A 21,694-nucleotide genomic window follows, 5' to 3' on the forward strand; every position below is an offset into this window, starting at 1 on the left:
CTTTATGTGGCCAGAAAGCGCAGAGCAGCCAGCCCCCCTTCGCAACGGTTTAACCACTGGTACTTGTGCTACCGCTTGTTGTGTGGCGGCGGCGCGTGCGCTACTTACAGGCAAAAAAGAAGCTGCGGTTGATATTAATTTACCGCGAGGTCAAGTGGTGAGCTTGCAGATAGAGAGCTACCAAGCACTTGATCAGGGGATGCGCACCGCCACCATCAAAGATGCGGGTGACGATCCTGACGTCACTCACGGCGCGTTGATTTTTGTTGAACTGTATCTAACGCCCCGCGCAGGCGTGCAATTTTATGCGGCAGCAGGCGTGGGCACGGTTACCCGAGATGGTTTGGCCTTAACCATTGGTGAGCCCGCCATTAATCCGGTACCACGTAAAATGATGGTCGAACACTTGCTTCATTTTGCACAAACCTATCAATACCAAGGCGGCTTTGCTGTGCATGTCGGGGTGGAGAAAGGCGAAGAGTTGGCGCAAAAAACCATGAACCCGCGCCTTGGTATAGTCGGTGGTTTGTCCATTTTAGGTACCACTGGCATAGTTCGGCCTTATTCATGTGCAGCTTACATAGCTTCAATTCATCAAGGTGTTGATGTTGCTTCAACCAATGGTTACCGCCACATTGCCGCCAGCACTGGCAGTGGCAGTGAAGCGGCGATTGCCGAGTATTACCAGTTACCGGAAATAGCCCTTATTGAAATGGGCGATTTTGCTGGCGCGCTATTGAAGTATTTGCGTAAAGGTAAGATCCATAAACTCAGTGTGTCGGGCGGCTTTGGTAAGATCACTAAATTGGCTAACGGCCACTTGGATTTAAACAGTCGCGTATCCAGCATCGATTTTCCGCATATGGCAAGTGTTGCCGCTTCCCTTGGCGCTGATGAAACATTACAGCAAGCTATTTTAGGTGCCAATACGAGTATCGAGGTACTGAAATTATGTCAGCAACAAGGCATCGATTTAGCTCATGCTATGTGTGTACTGGCGCAGCAATTTGCCCAATCTGTGGTCACCGATCCCGTTGAGATTGAGGTGTGGGCGGTGAACAGGCGCGGTCAGTTTATTGCTTGTTCGAAGGGTTTAGCGGTGATGTTAGGCAATCCTAATTGGATTCATAACCTCAGCTCTGATAATGGGATACAGCAATGAAAAATGATGTGTTTCGCACTCAAAAACTTAGCTTAAATAAGGGCGTTAAAATGAAGGTACTTATTTTAGGCGGCACCGCTGATGGCCGAAAAATGGCTGCAGCCTTAACCGAGCTTGGCGTACCAGTGATTTATAGTGTTGCGGGGTTAGTGCGTCGGCCCGCATTAGACTGTGAAATTCTCGTTGGTGGTTTTAGTGCCTTGGGCGGTTTGAGTGCTTTTTGCCAAGCCCGCAATGTACAACTTATTCTAGATATCACCCATCCCTTTGCCGCTCAAATGAGTAATACCGCAGTGCAAGCGGCCAATGGACTGGACATTCCTTGCTGGCGTTTTCATCGCCTTGATTGGCCTAAACATCAAGATGATGATTGGCATGAATTTCGTGATTGGGCCGCTTTACTTATTCAGGCTCAGTGTTATCAGCGCGTATTTGTCAGTGCTGGGCGTATTAGCCAAGAGGATCTTAATAGCTTGAGCCGAGCGTGTCAGTTGGTTGTGCTGCGCACCGCAGTTAAACCAGACCTCGAATTAGCAGATAACGTGGTGTGGATCCATGCTATTGGCCCTTTCACATTTAGTGATGAGCGTGATTTATTCCAACAATATCAAATCGATTGCCTAATCAGTAAAAACAGCGGTGGCGCCGCGACTTATGCCAAGTTAGTTGCTGCGCGCGAAGCGCAAATACCAGTGTTAATGCACCAGCGGCCAGTATTGGCCAAAGCAAACCAACAATTTACCGAGCCAGCAGCATGTATCTACGCTGTGCAGGCTTGGTTGAGTGAACATTTATCAACGCCATCATCAAAGCAGGAAGCCAGTGATGCCTAATACTATTAGTCATTTATTAAATGAACCTCGCAATGAGGCTGGATTTGATTACATTCAGGATCCCGTCGCCATTGAGCAGAAAAGCTTTCAGTTGATCCGAGAATTAACGGATCTCTCTGCCTTTGATGCGACCGAGCAACAAGTTGTGATGCGCATTGTTCATAGTTTAGGACTCGTGCATTTAGCCCCGCAAGTGCGTTTTAGCGCCAAGGCATGTGTTGCGGGTATGGCTGCACTAGCAAGTAATAATGCCATTTTATGCGATGTGGAAATGGTGAAACAGGGCATCACCAAACGCATGATTTCTGAGCCGCCACTGTGTTTTTTAAATCATCCCGAAGTGGCTGAACTGGCTAAGTTGCGCGGCGAAACTCGCACCATGGCGGCATTGGAATTATGGCGGCCTCACCTTACTGGCAGTGTGGTGGTGATAGGTAATGCGCCCACGGCGCTGTTTCGGCTGTTAGAAATGTTGCAACAAGGCGCACCGAAACCCGCGTTAATTATTGGCATGCCAGTTGGCTTTGTCGGCGCGGCAGAATCAAAACAAGCCTTATGGCATTTACACCAAGATCTAGGTATTGAATGTATTACCTTGCTGGGCCGTGAAGGTGGTAGCGCGGTATCCAGCGCCAGTTGTAATGCCCTGTTGCGTTGTAATCATGGCGAGCGTTACTGATGCTTGTGCCTATTAATATCATAGGTTTGGGTGCGAGCGAGCAAGCTTGCTTAACCCCACAAGCGCAGCAAGCGTTGCAGCAAGCTACTTGGGTGATGGGCTCGGCGAGGCAAATCGCGACGGTGCAGTCTTTACTTAGCTTAGATTCTCAGAGCCTTGAGTTGCCCAAGTTCAACCAGCTAAGGGCAGCACTAGATCAGCTATTTAGCCAAGCGCGTAAGGATGACCAGCTGGTGGTGTTGGCCTCGGGCGATGCTTTGTTTTATGGCATCGGTAGCTGGTTTTCACGCCAATACCCGCCTGAGCAACTGACGTATTTTGCCGGCGTGTCTAGCATTCAATTGGCTTGTCATCGCCTTGGTTTAACCGAGCAAGATGTTGATGTGCTGAGTTTACATGGGCGGCCATTGGCAAAACTGCGCAGTACTATTCGCGCTAAGCAGCAGCTTATGATCTTAACCGATGGCCAAAGTCAGCCGCTGCATTTAGCGCAGCAATGTCAGGCGTTGGGTTTTACCCAAGCGCAAATCACGGTATTAGAAGATCTCGGTTATGCGCAAGAGCGCATTCGCCAATTCAGCCTTGAGCAATTACTTGATGAAACAGTAAAAACTGAATTCTCATCGTTACACATAAGTTTTATTGCTACTGGCGAGCAGAGACTAGCCACTTATTTACCCAGTTTTCCCGGTATTAAAGACGAGGCATTTATTACCGATAAGGGCCCAGGCAAGGGCATGTTAACCAAGCGCGAAGTGCGTTTGGCTATTTTGTCTTTATTACAACCTAGTCATCAGGATGTGATTTGGGATATCGGCGCAGGTTGTGGCTCGGTAGCTATTGAACTGAGCTACTGGACGCCAAAGGCCAAGGTGATCGCCATTGAACACCACCCCGCGCGCTTTGACTGCTTGCAACAAAACCGCGAGCGCTTTGGCGTGGTGACTAATCTTGACACTGTGTTTGGCCGAGCTCCACAGGTGTTTACACAAACCGAATTAGCGGCGCCAAACAAGGTGTTTATTGGTGGTAGTGATGGTGAATTGGCCACGTTACTTGAGCAAGTCTGGGCGAATTTACCCGAGCAAGGCCAATTAGTGGTGAGCGCAGTGATGGAGCGCACTCGTTGTCAATGTGTTGAGTTTTTCCAACTACGTGATGACGCGCAAGATTGCTCAGCTGAAACAGTGCAAATTGCAGTGAATAAAGGCGAACGCTTAGTGGGGCAGCTGGTGTATCGCCCGAACCTAGCGGTGAGCTTGTTTAGTTTTATTAAAGTTGCTAACCCTGCGCCAGCGCTAACAAAGGATGTCAATTTATGAGTGTTTTTTACGGCGTTGGCGTTGGCCCCGGCGATCCAGAGCTGCTCACCTTAAAAGCGCTGCGCTGCATTGAACGCGCCGATGTGGTGTGTTTTTTGGTTAATGATAAGGGTGAATCGCAAGCAAAAAAGATAGCTCGAGAAGCGTTTGTTCAGCCCCGTGAACAGCAACAATTATTGCCTATCCCTATGCCTTTTTTAACCGATCGCACCTTAGCGAATCAAGCTTACGATCTTGGCGCAGCGGCAATTTGTGCGCAGTTAGCGCAGGGGAAATCGGTGGCTTTTTTGTGTGAGGGTGACCCGCTATTTTTTGGCTCATTTACTTATTTACTCGACAGAATTAAAGATCGTTTTAGCTGCCAAGTTATTCCGGGTATTTCATCCATCAATGCTGCGGCGGCCACTTTAGTGCATCCGTTAACCATGCTGAGCGAGTCATTCGCTGTGCTCAGTGGTCGTCATGCTCAGGCGAAGTTGCAAGCCGCGTTACTTGAGCATGATAGTGTGGTGATCATGAAGGCGGGGCAAGCCAGAGTGAAAATTTTGGCGGCCCTTGAGGCTACGGGACGAATCGAGCAGGCGCAGTATTTAGAGTATGTTGGCCGCGATAATCAGTGGCTTGAGCCCAATGTTGCTTTGCTACCACGTGAAGTTGGGCCGTATTTTTCTTTGTTTATCGTCACGTCAAATCAGCGTCAGCATCGTGGCCAGAGTGCTGGTTCGGTAGAGGTGATAAATGATTAAAATTATCACCCTCACCGAAACGGGACATCAATTAGCCAAGGAGCTGGCTGGTATGTTAGCGGCTAAACAAGCTTGTGACATTTATTACAAGCCCAAGCCGTTTGCGCACACAGTGCAACAAGCGTTTGTGCAAGGCCATAGTCTGATTTTTATCTGTGCTACTGGCATCGTGGTGCGTACCTTAGCGCCGGTGTTACAAGATAAGTTAAGCGATCCGCCGGTGTTGGTACTGGATGAGTTAGGGCAGTTTGTTATCCCACTTTTGTCTGGCCACGAAGGTGGTGCTAATCAGTTTGCCAGTGAGGTGGTGGCGTTATTAAATCAATTGTGCCAAGCAGGTAAACAAGCTGCTCAGCTAGTACAAACGACGGCAAAGCCGTACCTCGCGCCAATTTATACCGTTGGCATGGGCTGCGAGCGGCATTGCCCCGAAGTTGAGCTAGAAAGCCTGTTACTCGCCTGTTTAGATAAAGCAGGCTTATCGTTAGCGCAAGTTAGTGCCATTACTAGCATAGATATTAAACATGATGAAGCTGGACTGATAAGTCTAGCTAAAAAGCTAGACAAGCCATTTATAACGTTTTCGGCTGCTGCTCTGCGTCAAGTTGAACACCTGCTTGATTCGAAATCTGAGTATATTTTTAACACTGTTGGCGTTTATGGTGTCGCGGAATCAGCAGCATTAATGCAGGCGCAGCTGCAAGCGAATGATCAAGCCGAATTAGTATTAATCAAACATAAAACCAGCAAAGCCACCTGCGCCATTGCGCGGGCTTACCCCCTTCAAGTATCACAAGAGAATTCAACCTTATGAGTAAGCTAGCAAATCCAATCGATAAACCAAAAGGCAAGTTGTTCGTGGTTGGCACCGGCCCAGGCGACAGTGAATTAGTGGCGCCACGGGCGTTAGCTGCGATTCAAGCCAGCAGTGACTTGGTCGCTTATGGTTTGTACTTGGATTTACTAGGCGCAGTGTGCCAAGGCAAAATTCACCACGATCTGCCCTTGGGAGAAGAAATTGGCCGCGCCCGCCTAGCCCTTGATTTAGCTGCCAGCGGAAAAGCAACCGCGTTGATTTCCAGCGGTGACATTGGCATTTATGCGATGGCGACCTTAGTGTTTGAGTTGCTGGATTTACAGTTATCAGGCCAAGAAAACTCACCGCAATGGTTGGATGTGGAGATTGAAGTGATCCCCGGTATTTCAGCGATGCAAGCGGGGGCAAGCCGCGTCGGCGCTATGCTAGGCCATGATTTTTGTACCATCAGTTTGTCGGATTTATTGACGCCTTGGCAGACCATCGAAAAGCGCATTCATAGCGCAGGTTCGGGGGATTTTGTGGTGTCGTTTTACAATCCGGTATCGAAAAAGCGCGATTGGCAGTTAAACACCGCGCGCGACATTTTATTGCAATATCGCCCCGCCTCGACACCTGTGTTAATTGGTCGCCAGCTAACACGCCCCGATGAGCATATTCGTATTATCACGTTGGATCAGCTCGATGCCAAAGACGTGGATATGTTCACTTTAGTCAGTGTTGGCAACAGTGAATCGCGCCACATAGTGAACGGTGAGAAAGAGTGGGTATATACCCCTAGAGGCTATAAGAAAAAGCTGTAATAGGCATAGATAGCGAAGTAATTAATGGCTAGAAGAGAGATTGTTTCGTAGCAAAATGTCTTTTTCATGGATGAAAAAAGCCAAGCTTACAGGGATGTACTCGTAGCGTTTTTGCGAAGAAATAATCTTTCTTCTTGGTGTGTCGTGGCGTTATCGCTGACGCATAAAAATAGGGACAGAAGATGACAGTTTATTTTATTGGCGCAGGGCCGGGCGATCCTGAATTAATGACCATTAAGGGCGCGCGTATTTTAAAACAGTGCCCGGTGGTGTTGTATGCGGGCTCTTTGATCCCGCGTCAAGTGTTAGCCGAGATAGAAGATAGCGCTGAGCTGATAGTAGATACCGCCAAAATCAATCTTGATGAAATGGAGCAGTACTTTATCAATGCCCATCAAGCGGGCAAGGATGTGGCGCGGTTGCAGTGCGGCGATCCCGCTTTATATGGTGCGATTGGCGAACAAATTCGTCGTCTTGAACAACATGGTATTGATTACCAAGTGATCCCTGGCGTCAGTGCCACAGCGGCCTCGGCGGCCTATCTTGGTAAAGAGTTAACGCTATCGGGTATTTCACAAACCCTGATCATGACGCGCTATGAGGGGAAAACGCCGTTTCCTGAGCGTGAGCGACTGCCACAGTTAGCGCAAAGTGGTGCGACCTTAGCTATTCACTTAGGTATCACGCAAATTCGTAAGATCGTTGCTGAACTGCTCCCCCATTATGGTGAGGACTGCCCCGTTGCTGTGTGTTATCGCACCTCTTGGCCTGATCAAGATAAGGTGATCGGCACTCTAAAGGACATTGCTGAACAGGTGGAAGCCAAAGGTTTTAAGTTAACGGCGCTGATTTTAGTGGGCCATGTGCTTAACGCCGACGATTTTGCCGACTCATATTTATACAAACAAGATAAGCCCAATATCTTTCGCCGCCGCAAAGGGGTGATTGAAGATATGGATCAACTGACACAAACCCTGCTATCGGGCAAATAAAGATTAAGGAAAATACTATGCAATTAAATAAGATTCCCGCCACTATCGTGACCGGCTTTTTAGGCAGTGGTAAAACCAGTTTACTGTCTCATGTATTAAAAAATGCAGCAGGTAAGCGCATTGCCGTGATCGTCAACGAGTTTGGTGAGCTAGACATAGATTCAGAATTACTGCGCTCTTGCCCCCTTGATTGTGAAGACGAAGCTGGTGCAGTGTTGCAAGGTGAAAACGGTATTTACGAGCTGGCCAATGGCTGTATTTGCTGTACGGTTGAAGAAGAGTTCTTACCTGTGATGCAGCAGCTGGTTGCGCGCCGAGCTGACATTGACCATATCTTAATTGAAACTTCAGGCTTGGCGTTGCCAAAACCTTTGGTACAAGCCTTTAACTGGCCTGGTATAAAAGAATTTTGCACTGTGGATGCGGTGATCTCGATGATCGATGGTCCAGCGGTTGCTGCGGGTCGCTTTGCTGATGATGAAGCTAAAGTACAAGCTCAGCGCCTTGCCGACGATAGTTTAGATCACGACCCAAGCTTGCAAGAGCTGTTGGATGACCAGTTAAGTGCTGCTGATTTGGTGGTGGTGAGTAAAACCGATTTATTGAGTGACGCGCAAATTGAGTTGGTGAAACAAGTGGTGCAAGCCCAAGTACCTGCGGCAGTGAAAACCTTGTATAGCAACCAAGCGGGTTTACCGCTGGATTTAGTGATGGGGGTTGGTGCAGCCACCGAAACTCATATTGATAAAGTACATAACCATCACGACCAGCATCATGCCCATGGCCACCATCATGATCACGCCCACGACCACTTTGATTCATTTGTGGTGAGCTTAGGAGAAGTGGATGGTGGGCGATTACAAAGTATTTTAACCGACCTACTTGGCAAGCATGCTATCTATCGTGCCAAAGGCTTTGCAGCTTTGCCAAACAAACCGATGCGTCAAGTATTACAAGCCGTTGGTGAGCGCTTAGATGTGCATTTTGATCGCTTATGGCAGGCCGATGAAGCGCGCCTCACTCAACTGGTTTTTATCGGTAAAGGCATTAATAAGGCCGATATAGAAGCTGAGTTGACGCTGGCTTTAGCACCGGATGCAGTGTCAGCATAGGTCTGAAATTTAAGTAAGCAATATTGTATGTGTTTTGCTCGCAAGCCGCAGCGCATATGTCCTTATCCGCTTTGCGTTTTCATCTTTGAAAACGAAGTGTTGCGATAAAACATACTTTATATGATGACGAAAAACTGCAACAAAATTGAGGTTAGAGATTATTCATGCATTTACTAGCGGCTAAGCCGGGCGGATTTGTTGACGAAGAAGGCATTGTCGATTTAGGGCAAGACACGGCTGATATCGTGATTCTATCGGCAGCCGATAGCCAGCTGGCAGCGCTCAGTGAGGGCTTAGCATTGTTTACGTCTCGACCTGATAGAGCCAACCTACCCAGTGTGCGTTTGGCTAATTGGATGCAATTGGTCAAACCTGCCGCTTATGATTTGTATGAAGATAAAGTACTAGAGCAGGCCAAGGTGGTGGTGGTTTCGCTGCTGGGTGGGAAAAACTATTGGCCTTATGGCGTTGAACGGTTAGTGGCTTGGTCAAAGGCTAAACCTAACCGTCGTTTATTGTTGGTGCCGGGCGATGATTCTCCCGACCCTCAATTGGCTGCAGACAGTAATGTCGAGGCGATAGCATTGCAAATGTGCTGGCGCTTTCTACGTGAAAGTGGCGCAGTGAATAGTCAGTCCTTATTGGCGTATTTGGCGGTAAATTTTTTTGGTTTAGCGCTTTCATGGTTGCCCCCTCAGGTGTTGCCGAGCTGCTTTATTTACTGGCCGCACCAGCCGCTGGCTGAACTTAACTTTACGCAATGGCAGCAGTTGTCTGGTCAGTTTCGTTCAGTAGTGGCGTTAGTGTTTTATCGTAGTCATTTACAAGCGGCTAATAGTGAGATGTTCGATCAGCTGATTGAGGTGTTGCAACAATCGGGCTGCAAAGTGCTGCCACTGGTGGTGACTTCATTAAAAGACGCAGCAAGTTTAAAGCAAGTAAATACCTGGTTAAGTCAAGCCAAGGTACAGCTGATGCTCAACACTACAGGTTTTGCTAATAACACGGTTACATCACCATCACTAACGGTGAGCCCAAATGAATTTGAGCCAGTGTTTGATGTAAAGGTGCCAATATTGCAGTTGGTATTAGCCAGCACCACAGCAGAAGATTGGCACGCTTCCAGTTTAGGGTTACGTAGTCGCGATCTGGCGATGCAAGTCGTGTTGCCAGAAATGGACGGTAAAATATTGAGCCGAGCGGTGAGTTTTAAAAGTGAAAGTCACTATGATCCACGCGGTCAAATATCGGTGATCCGTTATCTATTACACCATGAGCGTGCCAAATTTGTGGCGCAGCTGGCTAAGGCGTATTGCCAGTTAACACAAAAGCCAAACCATGAAAAACGCATTGCTCTGATCCTTGCTAATTACCCGACCAAAGATGGCCGTATTGGTAATGGTGTTGGCTTAGATACGCCGGCCTCTACAGTTAATGTTATACGCGCATTGAAACAAGCGGGCTACCCATTGGGTGATTTGCCTGAGCAGGGTAACGCTTTGATTGAAATCTTGCTCGGAGCTGTAACCAATAACCCTAATACCTTACATTCACTAGGTTGTTGGCAAAGTATTTCGGTTGTCGATTATCAGCGTCACTTTTCGCGTTTGCCCTTGGTGTCACAGCAGGCGGTGTTAAATCGTTGGGGCGCGCCCGAGCAGGACATTAAGTATCGTCAAGGGCGGTTAATGATCTCGGGTTATCGCTGCGGTGAAACCTTTATCGGCATTCAACCGGCGCGCGGTTTTAACATTGATTTAGCCGCTAATTATCACGATCCCGATCTTGTGCCGCCTCATAACTATTTAGCCTTTTATTTTTGGTTACGCCATGAATATCAAATAGATGCCATTATCCACGTGGGCAAGCACGGTAACTTAGAATGGTTGCCGGGCAAGGGCTCTGCATTAGCGGATACTTGTTGGCCAGACTGTATTTTAGGGCCGTTGCCGCATTTTTATCCCTTTATTGTTAACGATCCCGGTGAGGGCTCGCAGGCGAAGCGTCGCACGCAAGGGGTGATCATTGACCATTTAATGCCCCCTCTTACCCGTGCTGAAACCTATGGTGAACTAGCTGAACTCGAAGGACTGGTAGATGAATATTATCAAGCGATGGGCATGGATGTTCGCCGTGAAACTTGGTTGCGCCAAGCCATTATTGAACAGTTAAAAACTACCCATATTTTAGACGAATTAGCGCAAGTGGCGGGCGCTGGTGATTTAACGGATCTCGATTATCAAGATCAAGTGTTTGCTGAGTTAGATACTTATTTATGTGACATTAAAGAAGCGCAAATTCGCCACGGCTTACATATTTTGGGCGAGTTACCCGAGCCTGAAAAAGTCGCTAATACCTTGGTTGCGTTGCTGCGTTTGCCTACAGGCAGTGGCCATCAAAGCCGAGGTATTATGCATAACTTAGTATTGGATTTTGAGCTACGCCAGGGGGGCGCGTTGTTTGATCCACTTTCGGCAGGTTGCACACCTTGGAGTGACATCAAGCCTGCGCCGTTGCAGCAAGTGTCTAAACAAGTATGGCGAAGCTGCGCCGATACGCGTGAGCGCTTAGAGCTGCTAGCCCTGGCATGGGTAAAACGTTATGTATTGGGCTCGGCTGAGCTGAATGAGCTAAATGATTATCCCGCAACACAAGCCTTACTCACTTACGCTAAAACCGTAGTAAAAGCCGCACTAGAGAAAAGCGTCGAACAAGAAATTAACGCGTTACTACAAGGCTTACGCGGCGAATTTATTGCGCCTGGGCCAAGTGGGGCGCCCAGTCGAGGGCGGTTAGATACGTTGCCGACCGGACGTAATTTTTTCTCTTTGGATAATCGCGCAATTCCATCTAAAGCGGCGTGGGCGATTGGTGAAAAGTCGGCGCAAGCCTTACTCACGCGTCATTTACAAGAGCATGGCGATTATCCGCGTCAGCTTGGTTTGTCGGTTTGGGGCACCGCGACTATGCGCACCGGCGGCGACGATATTGCTCAAGCCTTTGCTTTGATGGGCATCAAACCTATTTGGGCCAATGGCAGTCATCGCGTAGTGGATTTTTTGGTGATCCCTTGTATGCAGCTAGGCCGCCCACGCGTAGATGTCACTTTACGGGTATCAGGCTTTTTTCGTGACGCATTTGCTAACGTGCTTAAGCTTTTTGATGCGGCTGTGTTGGCAATTGCGGCCATTGAAGAGCCTGGCAATGGCAACCTTATCCAGCAAAACATAGCCACTCGAGCTCAGCAATTAGTGGCGCAAGGCATGAGTGAGTCAGAGGCGCAGCGGCAAGCCAGTTATCGGGTATTTGGCTCTAAACCTGGCGCTTATGGCGCTGGCTTACAAGGCTTAATTGATGAGCGTTGCTGGGAACAAGCCAGCGATTTAGCTGACGCATATTTGAATTGGGGCGGCTATGCCTATGGTCAAGATGGTGAAGGTAAATTAGCGCAAGGAGCGTTTCGCCATCAATTGAGCCAGTTAGAAGTAGTGGTACATAACCAAGATAATCGCGAGCACGATTTATTGGACTCAGACGATTATTACCAATTTCAAGGCGGGATGAGTAATGCAGTGAGCTGCTTTTCAGGGCAAGCGCCGACTATATATCATAGTGATCACGCTAACCCAGAGCAGCCGGTGATCCGCACCTTAAAAGAGGAGCTTAATCGAGTGATCCGCTCACGGGTGCTTAATCCCAAGTGGATCCAAGGTATGCAGCAGCACGGTTATAAAGGTGCATTTGAGATGAGTGCCAGTATTGATTACCTGTTTGCCTATGACGCCACCACGGGATTGATTGCAGATTATCAATACCAGCAAGTAACAGATACCTTGTTGTTTGAGCCACAAAATCGTGCGTTTTTACAGCAAAATAATCCCCACGCCTTGAGCGAAATGGCCGAGCGTTTGTTAGAGGCTATTCAGCGCGGTTTATGGCAAGACGCGGACGAATACCGCGAGCGGTTACAAGATTTATTACTCGAATGCGACGAAGCTCAAGAGCTGGTTCGTTAGATTTATATTATTAAAAAATAAGGAAGTAAGAGCATGTCAGAGCAAAAACACTTACATCATCATTGCCATGAACATAGTCATTCACATCAGCGCGTGTCCCCTAAAGGTGAACAAAAAGCGGGGATCATGGTATGTGGTCACGGCAGTCGTGATAAAGATGCCGAAGTGGAGTTCTCGCGGGTGGCGGCTGGGTTAAAAAAGCGTTTTCCTAATTTGCCCGTGGAGTACGGGTTTCTAGAATACTCGGCACCCAATATTCACATGGGGCTAAACAGTTTAGTGGCGCAAGGGGTGAATCATATTTATGCGGTGCCGGGTATGTTGTTTGCGGCTACCCATGCTAAGAATGATATCCCATCTGTACTGACTACGTTTCAAGAAAAACAAGCTGGTTTGGAAGTCAGCTATGGCAGTGAACTGGGTTTACAAGATGCCATGATTGAGGCTTTTCAGGCGCGGATTTATGAATCCTTAGGATTAGACCCCAATGATCCACCTGAAAACCTCTACGATACCTTGTTGGTGGTGGTAGGGCGTGGCACTTCAGATACCAAAGCTAATGCCGAAGCGGCGAAATTAACCCGTATTGTTAATGAAAATATGGGCTTTGGCTGGGCCGATACGGTTTATTCTGGCGTCACTTATCCTTCAGTTGGGGTGGGTTTAGAAAAGTTATTAAAGCTGGGCTACAAGCGTGTTGTGGTGGCACCGTATTTCTTATTCACGGGCCGGTTAATCAAACGTATTTTTGGTTATGTAGATAAAGTTGCGACAGAAAACCCAAGTGTTGAGTTTATTAAAACACCTTATTTAAATGATCACGATAAGGTGATTGACGCCTTTGAGGTGCGTGTCCGCGAAATCATGGAGCAAGGCACAGCAGAAGAAGGTTTGATGGCTTCTTTTAAACGCCGTCTTGCTGCGGGTGAAGTGGATGTGCATCATCATCACGCTGAATACCAAGACCCTAATGCCGCGGATCATGCTCACGAGCATAACCATTCGCATGAGCACCCACATGATCATTCGCACTCACATGAGCACAGTCACTCTGATGATCATTCACACGGCCATAGCCACGGCGTCTACAAACACATCGCCCACCCATTAGGGCCAAGAACCATGATCGGCGAGGGCATCTGCTGCTGTTTTATGAGTCAATTCCCACAAAGCGTACTCGATGAGGAAAAAGAGCGCATTGATAACGGCTGCAAAGAAACCGCCCTAGCGCATCGTTGATTAAGTTACTTGGTAGGAGCTGAGCTTGCTCAGCGAATATCACAAATTCCCTGAGCAAGCTCAGGCCCCAAAAAAAACATGAATCAATAAGTTCAACATACAAGAAGCACTAGTCATACCGCGAAAACAGCAAGTACAGAGCGCTGATACTTGCTGTTTTATGAACATAACTCCCCCACAAAGCGTACTCGATGAGGAAAAAGAGCGCATTGATAACGGCTGCAAAGAAACCGCGCTAGCGCATCGTTGATTAAGTTACTTGGTAGGAGCTGAGCTTGCTCAGCGAATATCACAAATTCCCTGAGCAAGCTCAGGCCCCAAAAAAACATGAATCAATAAGTTCAACATACAAGAAGCACTAGTCATACCGCGAAAACAGCAAGTACAGGGCGCTGATACTTGCTGGTTTTCGTATGAATTAAGACGTCAAATCTACTTCTAGTCATCGTTAATTGAATTGATGAGTGTTAATCATTTACTGGTGTTTCGGCTGCTAACGCCTGTTTCTGTTCATTTTTAATTTCCTCCCAACTCACACCAGCTTCAATGCCAGCCATGCGCTGGCGGTATTTTTTCACTGCACGCTCAAGTACGCTAATGGTGCAAATGCCCGTTTCTTTTTCCAATGCCAGTAAGCTGTTGAGGGTATTCCACAGCACATCAGCTAGCTCGTCTTCTAAATAGTTGTTACGTGACTTGGGTATTTCTTCAATTACTTCATCCACTTCTTTTTTGATCGCGTCAAGGTAGGTGCTCGAGCCTTTAAACCACGCATTGTCTTGGTCAAAATCGGATTTACGTTTGGCTAGCTCAAGTAATGCATCAAATGATTTCATGTTGGTTTTATTGCCTAATGGGTTGCGAAGGGTATTGCTATAAGTTGGTTATGTTAACGATTCGTACTTGCTTATCAATACTCAATTGCATACACTTTTGTTATGTTATAACAATTTATTTTGTGTGCTAACAGTTAAAGATTGAGGATTTAAGCTAATGAGTAGAAAGCCATGGCAAGATAAGCTTGGGGTGGTGTTTTCCGGTTTGTGTTTGGGGCATTGTTTGTTGACGCCTGCGTTGCTGGTATTAGTGGGATATGATGTGTTTGGCTCAGCGTTAAGTTCGGAGTGGCCACATCGGATTTTCTTGTTATTTGCTTTGTCTTTAGCTTTGTTAAGTCTACCTAAAGCATGGCAGCAAACGCGTAGCCCGATGATCGCCGTGTTGGGTGTGTTGGGGGCGGCCAATTTAATATCGGGCTTGTTTGTGCATGGACCATTAGAGTTGGGGTTTACCTTGGTTGGTTCGGTATGCCTGATTTTGGCTCATGTGCTGAGTATGCATACGATTCCCGCGCAGCAAGAGCCTGCGACAGCCGTGGTGAGGAGTTAATATGTTAGCTCAACAATATGCGACTTTTAATCAAGAGCTTAGCTATGTAGCATCGACAGATATTGAGATTCTAACAGCGATATTTGAACCTCATATCAACTTAACTTGCTGGCAGCGTTCATTAGTGCCAAATTTGCTGGAATACGTGGCGCAAATTAACCAGCAAGGGGTGGCGATAGCACGATCTGTTCCCCTTGATGAATTAGCAGAAGCGTTATCAAGATGGTTACCTGAAGGCGCGGGGAAAATTGCATTTATTCAAGATATCGAACAGCTTGCGCAGATGCTGGACTGTTTATTTGATAACCCTGATATAGGCGTGCGCCTAAAAACCTTATCGCAGGCGATGTGTCCAAAATTTCATACAGACAAAGTAGTGTGTCGTTTGGTGTGTAGTTACAGCATTACGGGTACGCAATGGTTAGAAAATGGCGATGCGAATCGGGCGAAATTGGGCCGTGCTAGCAAGGGTAAATCAGATGAAGCATCTGGTCTTTATGCCGCCGATAGTGATGTATTTAGTGCTGATGTGGGTGATGTTTTATTGCTAAAAGGCGATGCTTGGCCGGACAATGAAGGGCTAGGCGTCATTCACCGCTCACCGGCTATCAACCCTAATGATAAGCGACTGGTGCTGACACTGGATTTAATCTAAAGCTAAAGTTACGGCTTAATGGATATCCCAATTACACTCTTTACTTAAATTTTGTGTGTCAGAGGCTTCTAACGCATTTATCATCATACGTTTGTAGCGGTTTTTGATATTGGCCGATAGTGGCGGGATCAACAGCCTTTCATCAAACTCAGGTAGCGCTTTATCGGGTAACACGGCTTGCTCTTCGGCAGTGAACTCACGATTTAGCAATCGGTTCACCCCTTGAACGGTCGGTACGCCTTGTAATACTAAGGCTTGCTGATCTTGGCTGATTAAAAAGTCGATAAGTAGATAGGCTGCGCGCAGTTTATCTGGTTGATCGACTAGGTGTTTGCCGATGGCCAAGGTATCAAGGGAGTAAATGGGGCCTTCTTCGGCTACCGCTATTTTCCAGCGCTGGTTATTTTCTTTATTGCACTTCACCAATTCCAACCCCCAAGTGGTTGCTAAGCTTTGTTGGCGCAGATCAGCGCAGTTATTTTCTTGATTGCCCCAAAAACCTTGCGCGGTTTTTAAGCGCATAGTGAGGGTGTTTTGCACACGCTCTTGCAAGGCATGATCTTTGATGATTTGACCATTTTCAAATAAAGCGGGTGACTCACCTAAGGCCAGCATGCTGGAGATTAATACCGGCTCAAATTGGTCACAATACACACGAAACTGACCGGTGTTATCCGCGTTATTAAGTTGGCTCCAGCTGGTCGGCGGCTGGCTAAATTGGTCTTGGTCAAACGCGAGACTAAACAAAGCATAGCTATGGGCAATAGCGTAATGCTGCTCACCTTCTTTGTCGTATTGGGTTTGTTGAAATATCGGCCGAAGCTGCTGAAAATTGGCTAAGAGTGAGTTATCGATAGGCAGCAGTAATTTTATCAGGGGTGAATGATGGGCCTTTAAAAAGAAATTTGCTGGCATTACCACATCGGCTTTTTGCGTTCTTAGGGCACCATAAATACTGTCAAAGTCGGTGATATAAGGAGTCACTGAGCTTAGCTCTACGTTTACGCCTCGTGCTTTGGCATAGGCTTGAAAGCGAGCTTCGTAACCAATGGGCAAATAGCCCCATTCAAGAAAGTTAAGTTTAACGACATCTGCAAAAGAAGGGGCGGCTAAAGTTGAACTTAACATCATGAACAAACTGACAATACGATTACGCCATTGCATATGCTTAAACCTTATTAATGACTATCATCATCTCTCGTGTTGGTAATTATAGTACAGACATACAGAGCGCTTGTTTTGCGAGCATTTTAAAATCGTGAACTGACTTTCCCTTTAACTTGATTTTACCCGATTAAAATCGCTAATACTGATGGTTGGCTGACGCCATTTTTATTTCTGCCAATGCATACCTGCTGCTGTTAGCGCCGATGCGCACCAAAATGGACTTTAATAGTCCCTTTATTTTTGCCGCACTGGTATTTTGTTTTGCTTGGCAAGGCGGGATAGTGAGTTGGTTGTTCAAACACTCACGACTTGCCTTTTTAGGTACGCTATCTTATTCCCTGTACCTCAATCATTACTGGGTAATCAATGTGATGAAGGCACTTGATTTGCCAAATTATGGGATCAAGCTAGAGGTATTTGCTTGGGTATTTGGCTTATTAATACCGATTTCACTAGCTACTTATTACTTAATTGAAAAACTTGGACAGCGATGCGCGAGAGCGCGTTGGCAAGGGATAAAACAGTGGCAACAAGTGCAGCAAGGCGTGGCTCAACAGCCGTGATAATTGGCGCTAGAGTATTGATGTCGAGGAGTTATCAAATCTAACAATAGCCCACCTGCAGTGGGCTATTTTTGCTTTTTTATCAGTAAACTACCGAGTGGAAAAACAACACAGTAAATAATGCTAGAAACACCCCTAAGCTAATGTCTAGTAGGCTTTCTAAGCTTTTGTGCTTACTTGCCCACAGCGCCAAAAAGATGAACAAAGGAAACAACCCCATTAAATACCTTGGGCCACTGAGTAACCAAGTCGGCGAATAAGAAATCAGTAAGTAGCAAAAGCTATAGATAACATAAGCGCTGGGCACTTTGCGTATGGAGGTCACGATTAAAGCGATAGCAAGAAAAAAGCCGATGAAGGTTGGCCACCAAGTGCCTGCCACCATCTTATAATTAGTGCCTTGGATACGCTCAAAAATGCCAGATATGTTTTGCGCGAAATAGCCAAAGCCATTATGCCAATTCTCTTTTTGGTAATCTAAAAAGCGAAACCAATCTCCCGTTACCCATTTATTTAATACTAAATAGAGCAAGATCCCGGTTGGAATAAGTGCGAGGGACAGTAATTTTGGAGCAATAAACTTGATTCTTTGCTGCCAATCACTCGGCCATTGCTGCTGATGTTGCCGCAGCATCTCAAACACCATTGGAGCGAGTAATAAAACACCGTGATTGCGCGTTAACGCGGCCAGTAAACCAAAGCATCCAGCTTGCCACCAATAGCCTTGGCGCATGTAATAAAAGCAGGCAATACTCATTAATAAGAATGTACTTTCGGTGTAAACAATGGCGGTGAAAAATGAAAATGGGAACAATAATAAATATTTAATCGCTCTCCACGCAATTGCTTCATCCTCGAATTCGTTTAATACCAGCTTAAATAAAAAGAAGCACGACAAAACTAGGTTAATTAAGGAAACGGTTACCCCAGCATAAAAGGTGTCGGCAACAAAGCCCTTCATTACCGCAATTAATGCTGGGTATAAAGGATAGAAAACCAGTAGATACCTGTCTTTACCTTCTGCCGCATAGCCGTTATCGGCAATGTTCATATAGTGAAAGCTATCCCAGCGCCACCAAATATGTTTGAACAAGTCACTAAAGCCACCGCCATTATCCTTCATGGCAATAAATGCTAAGTAGGCGACGAGATAGACAATCAGTCGGCTCAGTAATACCACACAGATAATTTGTATTAGTAAAGTGAGGTTGCGTTGCCAGCTAGCCCGCCAAGGCACAACTTGCCCATTGATTGGCATACCAATGTCGGTTTGCGCAGCCCCTAGCCAACTGAGCTGATGACATGCCGCCCAGGCGATATATAAGCCACAGGCAACAATTAAAAATAAACTAAGAAATTCAATCGATAAAATAAAGGACATCGGTCAACCCTATGGAAATAAGCCAAGATTAAATTTAACCCAGACCAGCAAGGCCGAGAGTAAAGCAAAATAACCGAGCTGAAGCCACTCTATTCTTTTGCCTTGGTCAGATAAGAATACCAACAACAATCCCATGACAGGTATGTAATATCTGTGCTCAATCATCGGGTGCAGCAGCAGCAGGGCAACAAAAAACGGATACAAAATATAAGCCGACGGGCGACTTAACTTAAGTACAAATGCACCGGCCACGGTTGCCAGTATCGGCAGTAGCCAAGTCGCTTTAAGTAATAGCGAAGAGGTAAAATAAAGAGAAATGGTGTTATGGGCAAAGCCGGGCACAAAGTTATAAGGATGCACTACTTTAAACAGCAGCATGTAGCAGATGAAAAACGCAGCCACTAACCAAGCTAAACTGACTGGAACTTGGTATTCGCGATCTTTTATTTCGAGCTTTAAGGTTGCGCTTTGTTTTAATACCGCTACGTAACGTTTGCTGTGGCGCAGTATAATGGGTAAAAACACCAAGAAAAAACAAAACATGTAAAAATATAAGTTACCTACCGACATACCAACCGGGTGGCTATTCGCATCGCCAATCGCTACGCCGCCATTGATAACAACAAAGGCGGAAAAGGCGCTAAACAAAGCGATAAAAGGCAGCAGTTTAATCAACCATTTCTTTAACTGGAAGGTAACGTGTTGACCTTGTTCCCGCCAAGTATCGAAAACAAACATCATGGCAATGGCCGCTACCCAAATGATGTTGGTTTGACGCACTAACAAGCTCAGCGCAAACATAGCCGCGCACCACCATAGCCGTTTATCTAAATAAAAATATACCGCCAAAATGATGGTTAGCATCGACAAGCTATGGGTATAAATCAAGAAATTGTAAGGGGACATCACCGGTAAAAAGAAGAAGGCGAGAGACCTAGGTAACGCTGCTTTGGGCGCGGTTTTACGGAGACAAAAATACATCACTACCACTGAGGCCAATACGGTTAACAGCGATATTAAACGGATATGATTAGGACCAGACAAGTGTAAGTGTTTACCAATAAATGCCATGATGGCGTGATAGCCGGGGATGGTTGTTAGGCTGGGATATTGGCTAAAATCGCCGCGCAGGAACATACCAATTTGACCATAATGAGGATGTTCATCAATCATTAGGCCGATATTATAGGTGTACATTTGGCTGTGTATTGCTAGCGCGACGAGCGCCAATAAGCTAAAAGCGATAAAAAATTGCCAATGGCGATTAGTACTCACAGGTTGTGAATACTGGGCTGTAATTTCCATTTTTTCATCCTTGAAAAAGTGAATTAATAAAGTTTTGTATATTTTTTAGCAATAATACATCTAAATCCAGTGAATTTTATGCATTAGCATAAAAACTGAGAAATCGAACAAGTTATAAAATTAGATATGTATAGTTTTTTTATTTAAGTAAATGAAATGGGTAGAACCGATTATAATGAGAATTATTTGAAGTAAGTGGCCGATAGTGTTATTAGATTTTTCCTGATCTTCATTGGCTTTACTGGTATCTGCAACAAGAAAAGGTTATTCGCGATTATTTTGCTCGTTATGTTAACACTGGCAAAAGGTCAGGGCGGGATCGCACTTTGTTCGCTAATGTGATCTAATAGTGTCAAACCCTCAGCAACACAGACATTTTGAACCTTATTGAACACTTATCTGTTGTAGAAGATACTCGGTCGGACATCAATCAGAAACACGACCTTATCGATGTTATGTTCCTCGTGATCAGCGCTATCACATCGGGATGCGAAGGCTGGCAAGACATTGAATTTTTTGGAGAAGAAAAGCTCGACTGGTTAAGAAAATATAGACCATTCGAGCACGGTATCCCTCGCCGACACACGATTGCTCGTATCTTGCGCTCCGTCGTTGCCGAATCTTTGCTTGAAGCTTTGGCTCTTTGGATAAACGAACAACGAACTACTCAGAACAAGCCCATTATCGCATTTGACGGTAAGGTTCTGCGTGGCTCCTATCGTAACGACAAGAAAACAGCTTTGCAGTTGGTCACGGCTTACGACACGGAGCGCGGTCTCGTTCTGAGCCAAAAACCAACTGAAACTAAAAATGGTGAGATAAGCATTGTTCGCCAAATGCTTGATGTTATTAATGTAAAAGGTAGCGTTGTCACCGTTGATGCACTGCATTGCCAACGTGAAACACTAGAGAAAATCAAAGAAAAGCAAGCGCATGTTGTTGTCCAAGTTAAGAACAATCAGCCTAAGCTTAGAGCGGCTGTTGTAGAGCAGTTCCAAGCGGTTTTTGATGCAGGCAAAGAGAAAATAGTTACCGAAGTCAAAGAGAAAAGACATGGTCGGCGCGAAGAGCGGTACGTGTTTCAGCTAAAAGCCAAATTGCCCGACGACCTTGCGAAAAAATGGCCAACGGTAAGAAGCATTATAGCCGTGGAGCGCCATCGCGTGAGCAACGGTAAAGGCACTGTAGATACCTCTTACTACATTAGTTCTTTGTCACCAAACCACAAACTTCTGGGACACTATATTCGCCAGCATTGGCGTATTGAGAATAGCCAATATTATGTTTTAGATGTTGTTTTTAAAGAAGATAGCTCTCGTATCACTTTAGATGGCGCAGTTGAAAACATTGCGCTGTTCAGACGTTTTGTGATGAACATGCTCAAGCAATGCGATTGTGGCTCTCCGAGCCAAAAAGTGAAGCTGAAGAAAGCGAGTTGGAACGATGATTATAGGGCAAGAGTTTTCTTTGGGTTATAAATTGAGCAAAGTATGCTCCCACCCTGGGCAAAAGG

The 21,694-nt window shown here is 46.2% G+C and carries 19 protein-coding genes; 15 read left to right on the forward strand and 4 right to left on the reverse strand.

Features of this window, described 5'->3' with window-relative positions; translation table 11 throughout:
• Positions 1-4: 4 nt before the first annotated feature.
• The 11 genes from Q4519_RS14475 (at position 5) to Q4519_RS14525 (ending at position 13,721) form a co-directional block, all read left to right on the forward strand.
• On the forward strand, positions 5-1,162 hold the full coding sequence (locus Q4519_RS14475; RefSeq protein WP_303513402.1) for a cobalt-precorrin-5B (C(1))-methyltransferase: 1,158 nt from the start codon (positions 5-7) through the stop codon (positions 1,160-1,162).
• Positions 1,159-1,995: a precorrin-6A/cobalt-precorrin-6A reductase gene (locus tag Q4519_RS14480; RefSeq protein WP_303513404.1), complete on the forward strand. Its 837-nt coding sequence runs from the start codon at positions 1,159-1,161 to the stop codon at positions 1,993-1,995. The genes Q4519_RS14475 and Q4519_RS14480 overlap by 4 nt, the downstream gene beginning before the upstream one ends.
• Complete coding sequence (locus Q4519_RS14485) at positions 1,988-2,674, forward strand: precorrin-8X methylmutase (RefSeq protein WP_303513406.1); 687 nt, start codon at positions 1,988-1,990, stop codon at positions 2,672-2,674. Before Q4519_RS14480 ends, Q4519_RS14485 begins: the two co-directional genes overlap by 8 nt.
• A complete protein-coding gene (gene cbiE / locus Q4519_RS14490) occupies positions 2,674-3,996 on the forward strand; it encodes a precorrin-6y C5,15-methyltransferase (decarboxylating) subunit CbiE (protein WP_303513408.1) in 1,323 nt (440 codons plus the stop codon). Before Q4519_RS14485 ends, cbiE begins: the two co-directional genes overlap by 1 nt.
• Positions 3,993-4,742, forward strand: coding sequence for a precorrin-2 C(20)-methyltransferase (gene cobI, locus Q4519_RS14495; RefSeq protein WP_303513410.1), 750 nt, complete (start codon positions 3,993-3,995; stop codon positions 4,740-4,742). Before cbiE ends, cobI begins: the two co-directional genes overlap by 4 nt.
• Positions 4,735-5,556, forward strand: coding sequence for a cobalamin biosynthesis protein (locus Q4519_RS14500; RefSeq protein ID WP_303513413.1), 822 nt, complete (start codon positions 4,735-4,737; stop codon positions 5,554-5,556). Before cobI ends, Q4519_RS14500 begins: the two co-directional genes overlap by 8 nt.
• Complete coding sequence (gene cobJ / locus Q4519_RS14505) at positions 5,553-6,362, forward strand: precorrin-3B C(17)-methyltransferase (RefSeq protein WP_232801772.1); 810 nt, start codon at positions 5,553-5,555, stop codon at positions 6,360-6,362. The genes Q4519_RS14500 and cobJ overlap by 4 nt, the downstream gene beginning before the upstream one ends.
• Before the next feature lie 182 nt (positions 6,363-6,544).
• Positions 6,545-7,354 carry a precorrin-4 C(11)-methyltransferase gene (cobM, locus tag Q4519_RS14510; protein WP_232801773.1) on the forward strand — a complete coding sequence of 270 codons (810 nt, stop codon included), beginning with the start codon at positions 6,545-6,547 and terminating at the stop codon, positions 7,352-7,354.
• 17 nt (positions 7,355-7,371) lie between these two features.
• Positions 7,372-8,466 carry a cobalamin biosynthesis protein CobW gene (cobW, locus tag Q4519_RS14515; protein WP_303513418.1) on the forward strand — a complete coding sequence of 365 codons (1,095 nt, stop codon included), beginning with the start codon at positions 7,372-7,374 and terminating at the stop codon, positions 8,464-8,466.
• A 164-nt stretch (positions 8,467-8,630) separates the two neighbouring features.
• On the forward strand, positions 8,631-12,482 hold the full coding sequence (cobN, locus tag Q4519_RS14520; protein ID WP_303513421.1) for a cobaltochelatase subunit CobN: 3,852 nt from the start codon (positions 8,631-8,633) through the stop codon (positions 12,480-12,482).
• A 33-nt stretch (positions 12,483-12,515) separates the two neighbouring features.
• On the forward strand, positions 12,516-13,721 hold the full coding sequence (locus Q4519_RS14525; protein ID WP_303513424.1) for a sirohydrochlorin chelatase: 1,206 nt from the start codon (positions 12,516-12,518) through the stop codon (positions 13,719-13,721).
• 467 nt (positions 13,722-14,188) lie between these two features.
• On the opposite strand, the gene Q4519_RS14530 is transcribed toward Q4519_RS14525, so the two are convergent.
• Positions 14,189-14,557, reverse strand: coding sequence for a MazG nucleotide pyrophosphohydrolase domain-containing protein (locus Q4519_RS14530; RefSeq protein ID WP_303513427.1), 369 nt, complete (start codon positions 14,555-14,557; stop codon positions 14,189-14,191).
• Between the two features lie 157 nt (positions 14,558-14,714).
• On the opposite strand from Q4519_RS14530, the gene Q4519_RS14535 reads away from it, so the two are divergent.
• Positions 14,715-15,110: a MerC domain-containing protein gene (locus Q4519_RS14535; RefSeq protein ID WP_303513428.1), complete on the forward strand. Its 396-nt coding sequence runs from the start codon at positions 14,715-14,717 to the stop codon at positions 15,108-15,110.
• 1 nt (position 15,111) lies between these two features.
• On the forward strand, positions 15,112-15,765 hold the full coding sequence (locus Q4519_RS14540) for a DUF1826 domain-containing protein (RefSeq protein WP_303513429.1): 654 nt from the start codon (positions 15,112-15,114) through the stop codon (positions 15,763-15,765).
• A 15-nt stretch (positions 15,766-15,780) separates the two neighbouring features.
• Here the strand turns inward: Q4519_RS14540 and Q4519_RS14545 are convergent, their stop codons facing one another.
• Positions 15,781-16,929: a PotD/PotF family extracellular solute-binding protein gene (locus Q4519_RS14545; protein ID WP_303513431.1), complete on the reverse strand. Its 1,149-nt coding sequence runs from the start codon at positions 16,927-16,929 to the stop codon at positions 15,781-15,783.
• 152 nt (positions 16,930-17,081) lie between these two features.
• On the opposite strand from Q4519_RS14545, the gene Q4519_RS14550 reads away from it, so the two are divergent.
• Entirely contained in the window at positions 17,082-17,495 is a 414-nt protein-coding gene (locus Q4519_RS14550; protein WP_303513433.1) for a hypothetical protein, read from the forward strand.
• An 82-nt stretch (positions 17,496-17,577) separates the two neighbouring features.
• On the opposite strand, the gene Q4519_RS14555 is transcribed toward Q4519_RS14550, so the two are convergent.
• A complete protein-coding gene (locus tag Q4519_RS14555) occupies positions 17,578-18,876 on the reverse strand; it encodes a hypothetical protein (RefSeq protein ID WP_303513435.1) in 1,299 nt (432 codons plus the stop codon).
• A 9-nt stretch (positions 18,877-18,885) separates the two neighbouring features.
• Positions 18,886-20,181, reverse strand: a complete 1,296-nt coding sequence (locus Q4519_RS14560) for a Dol-P-Glc:Glc(2)Man(9)GlcNAc(2)-PP-Dol alpha-1,2-glucosyltransferase (protein ID WP_232801783.1) — start codon at positions 20,179-20,181, stop codon at positions 18,886-18,888.
• Between the two features lie 377 nt (positions 20,182-20,558).
• Between Q4519_RS14560 and Q4519_RS14565 the strand changes: the two genes are divergently transcribed.
• Positions 20,559-21,659, forward strand: a complete 1,101-nt coding sequence (locus tag Q4519_RS14565; protein ID WP_303513438.1) for an ISAs1 family transposase — start codon at positions 20,559-20,561, stop codon at positions 21,657-21,659.
• Positions 21,660-21,694: the final 35 nt, after the last annotated feature.

Source organism: Motilimonas sp. 1_MG-2023 (assembly GCF_030547455.1).
In the GTDB taxonomy this organism is placed as follows: Bacteria; Pseudomonadota; Gammaproteobacteria; order Enterobacterales; family CBDFNC01; genus Motilimonas.

Coding starts and splice junctions, on each gene's coding strand:
- Q4519_RS14475 (WP_303513402.1), top strand. CDS start 5: ATGTGGCCAGAAAGCGCAGAGCAGCCAGCCCCCCTTCGCAACGGTTTA.
- Q4519_RS14480 (WP_303513404.1), top strand. CDS start 1,159: ATGAAAAATGATGTGTTTCGCACTCAAAAACTTAGCTTAAATAAGGGC.
- Q4519_RS14485 (WP_303513406.1), top strand. CDS start 1,988: ATGCCTAATACTATTAGTCATTTATTAAATGAACCTCGCAATGAGGCT.
- cbiE (WP_303513408.1), top strand. CDS start 2,674: ATGCTTGTGCCTATTAATATCATAGGTTTGGGTGCGAGCGAGCAAGCT.
- cobI (WP_303513410.1), top strand. CDS start 3,993: ATGAGTGTTTTTTACGGCGTTGGCGTTGGCCCCGGCGATCCAGAGCTG.
- Q4519_RS14500 (WP_303513413.1), top strand. CDS start 4,735: ATGATTAAAATTATCACCCTCACCGAAACGGGACATCAATTAGCCAAG.
- cobJ (WP_232801772.1), top strand. CDS start 5,553: ATGAGTAAGCTAGCAAATCCAATCGATAAACCAAAAGGCAAGTTGTTC.
- cobM (WP_232801773.1), top strand. CDS start 6,545: ATGACAGTTTATTTTATTGGCGCAGGGCCGGGCGATCCTGAATTAATG.
- cobW (WP_303513418.1), top strand. CDS start 7,372: ATGCAATTAAATAAGATTCCCGCCACTATCGTGACCGGCTTTTTAGGC.
- cobN (WP_303513421.1), top strand. CDS start 8,631: ATGCATTTACTAGCGGCTAAGCCGGGCGGATTTGTTGACGAAGAAGGC.
- Q4519_RS14525 (WP_303513424.1), top strand. CDS start 12,516: ATGTCAGAGCAAAAACACTTACATCATCATTGCCATGAACATAGTCAT.
- Q4519_RS14530 (WP_303513427.1), bottom strand. CDS start 14,557: ATGAAATCATTTGATGCATTACTTGAGCTAGCCAAACGTAAATCCGAT.
- Q4519_RS14535 (WP_303513428.1), top strand. CDS start 14,715: ATGAGTAGAAAGCCATGGCAAGATAAGCTTGGGGTGGTGTTTTCCGGT.
- Q4519_RS14540 (WP_303513429.1), top strand. CDS start 15,112: ATGTTAGCTCAACAATATGCGACTTTTAATCAAGAGCTTAGCTATGTA.
- Q4519_RS14545 (WP_303513431.1), bottom strand. CDS start 16,929: ATGCAATGGCGTAATCGTATTGTCAGTTTGTTCATGATGTTAAGTTCA.
- Q4519_RS14555 (WP_303513435.1), bottom strand. CDS start 18,876: ATGTCCTTTATTTTATCGATTGAATTTCTTAGTTTATTTTTAATTGTT.
- Q4519_RS14560 (WP_232801783.1), bottom strand. CDS start 20,181: ATGGAAATTACAGCCCAGTATTCACAACCTGTGAGTACTAATCGCCAT.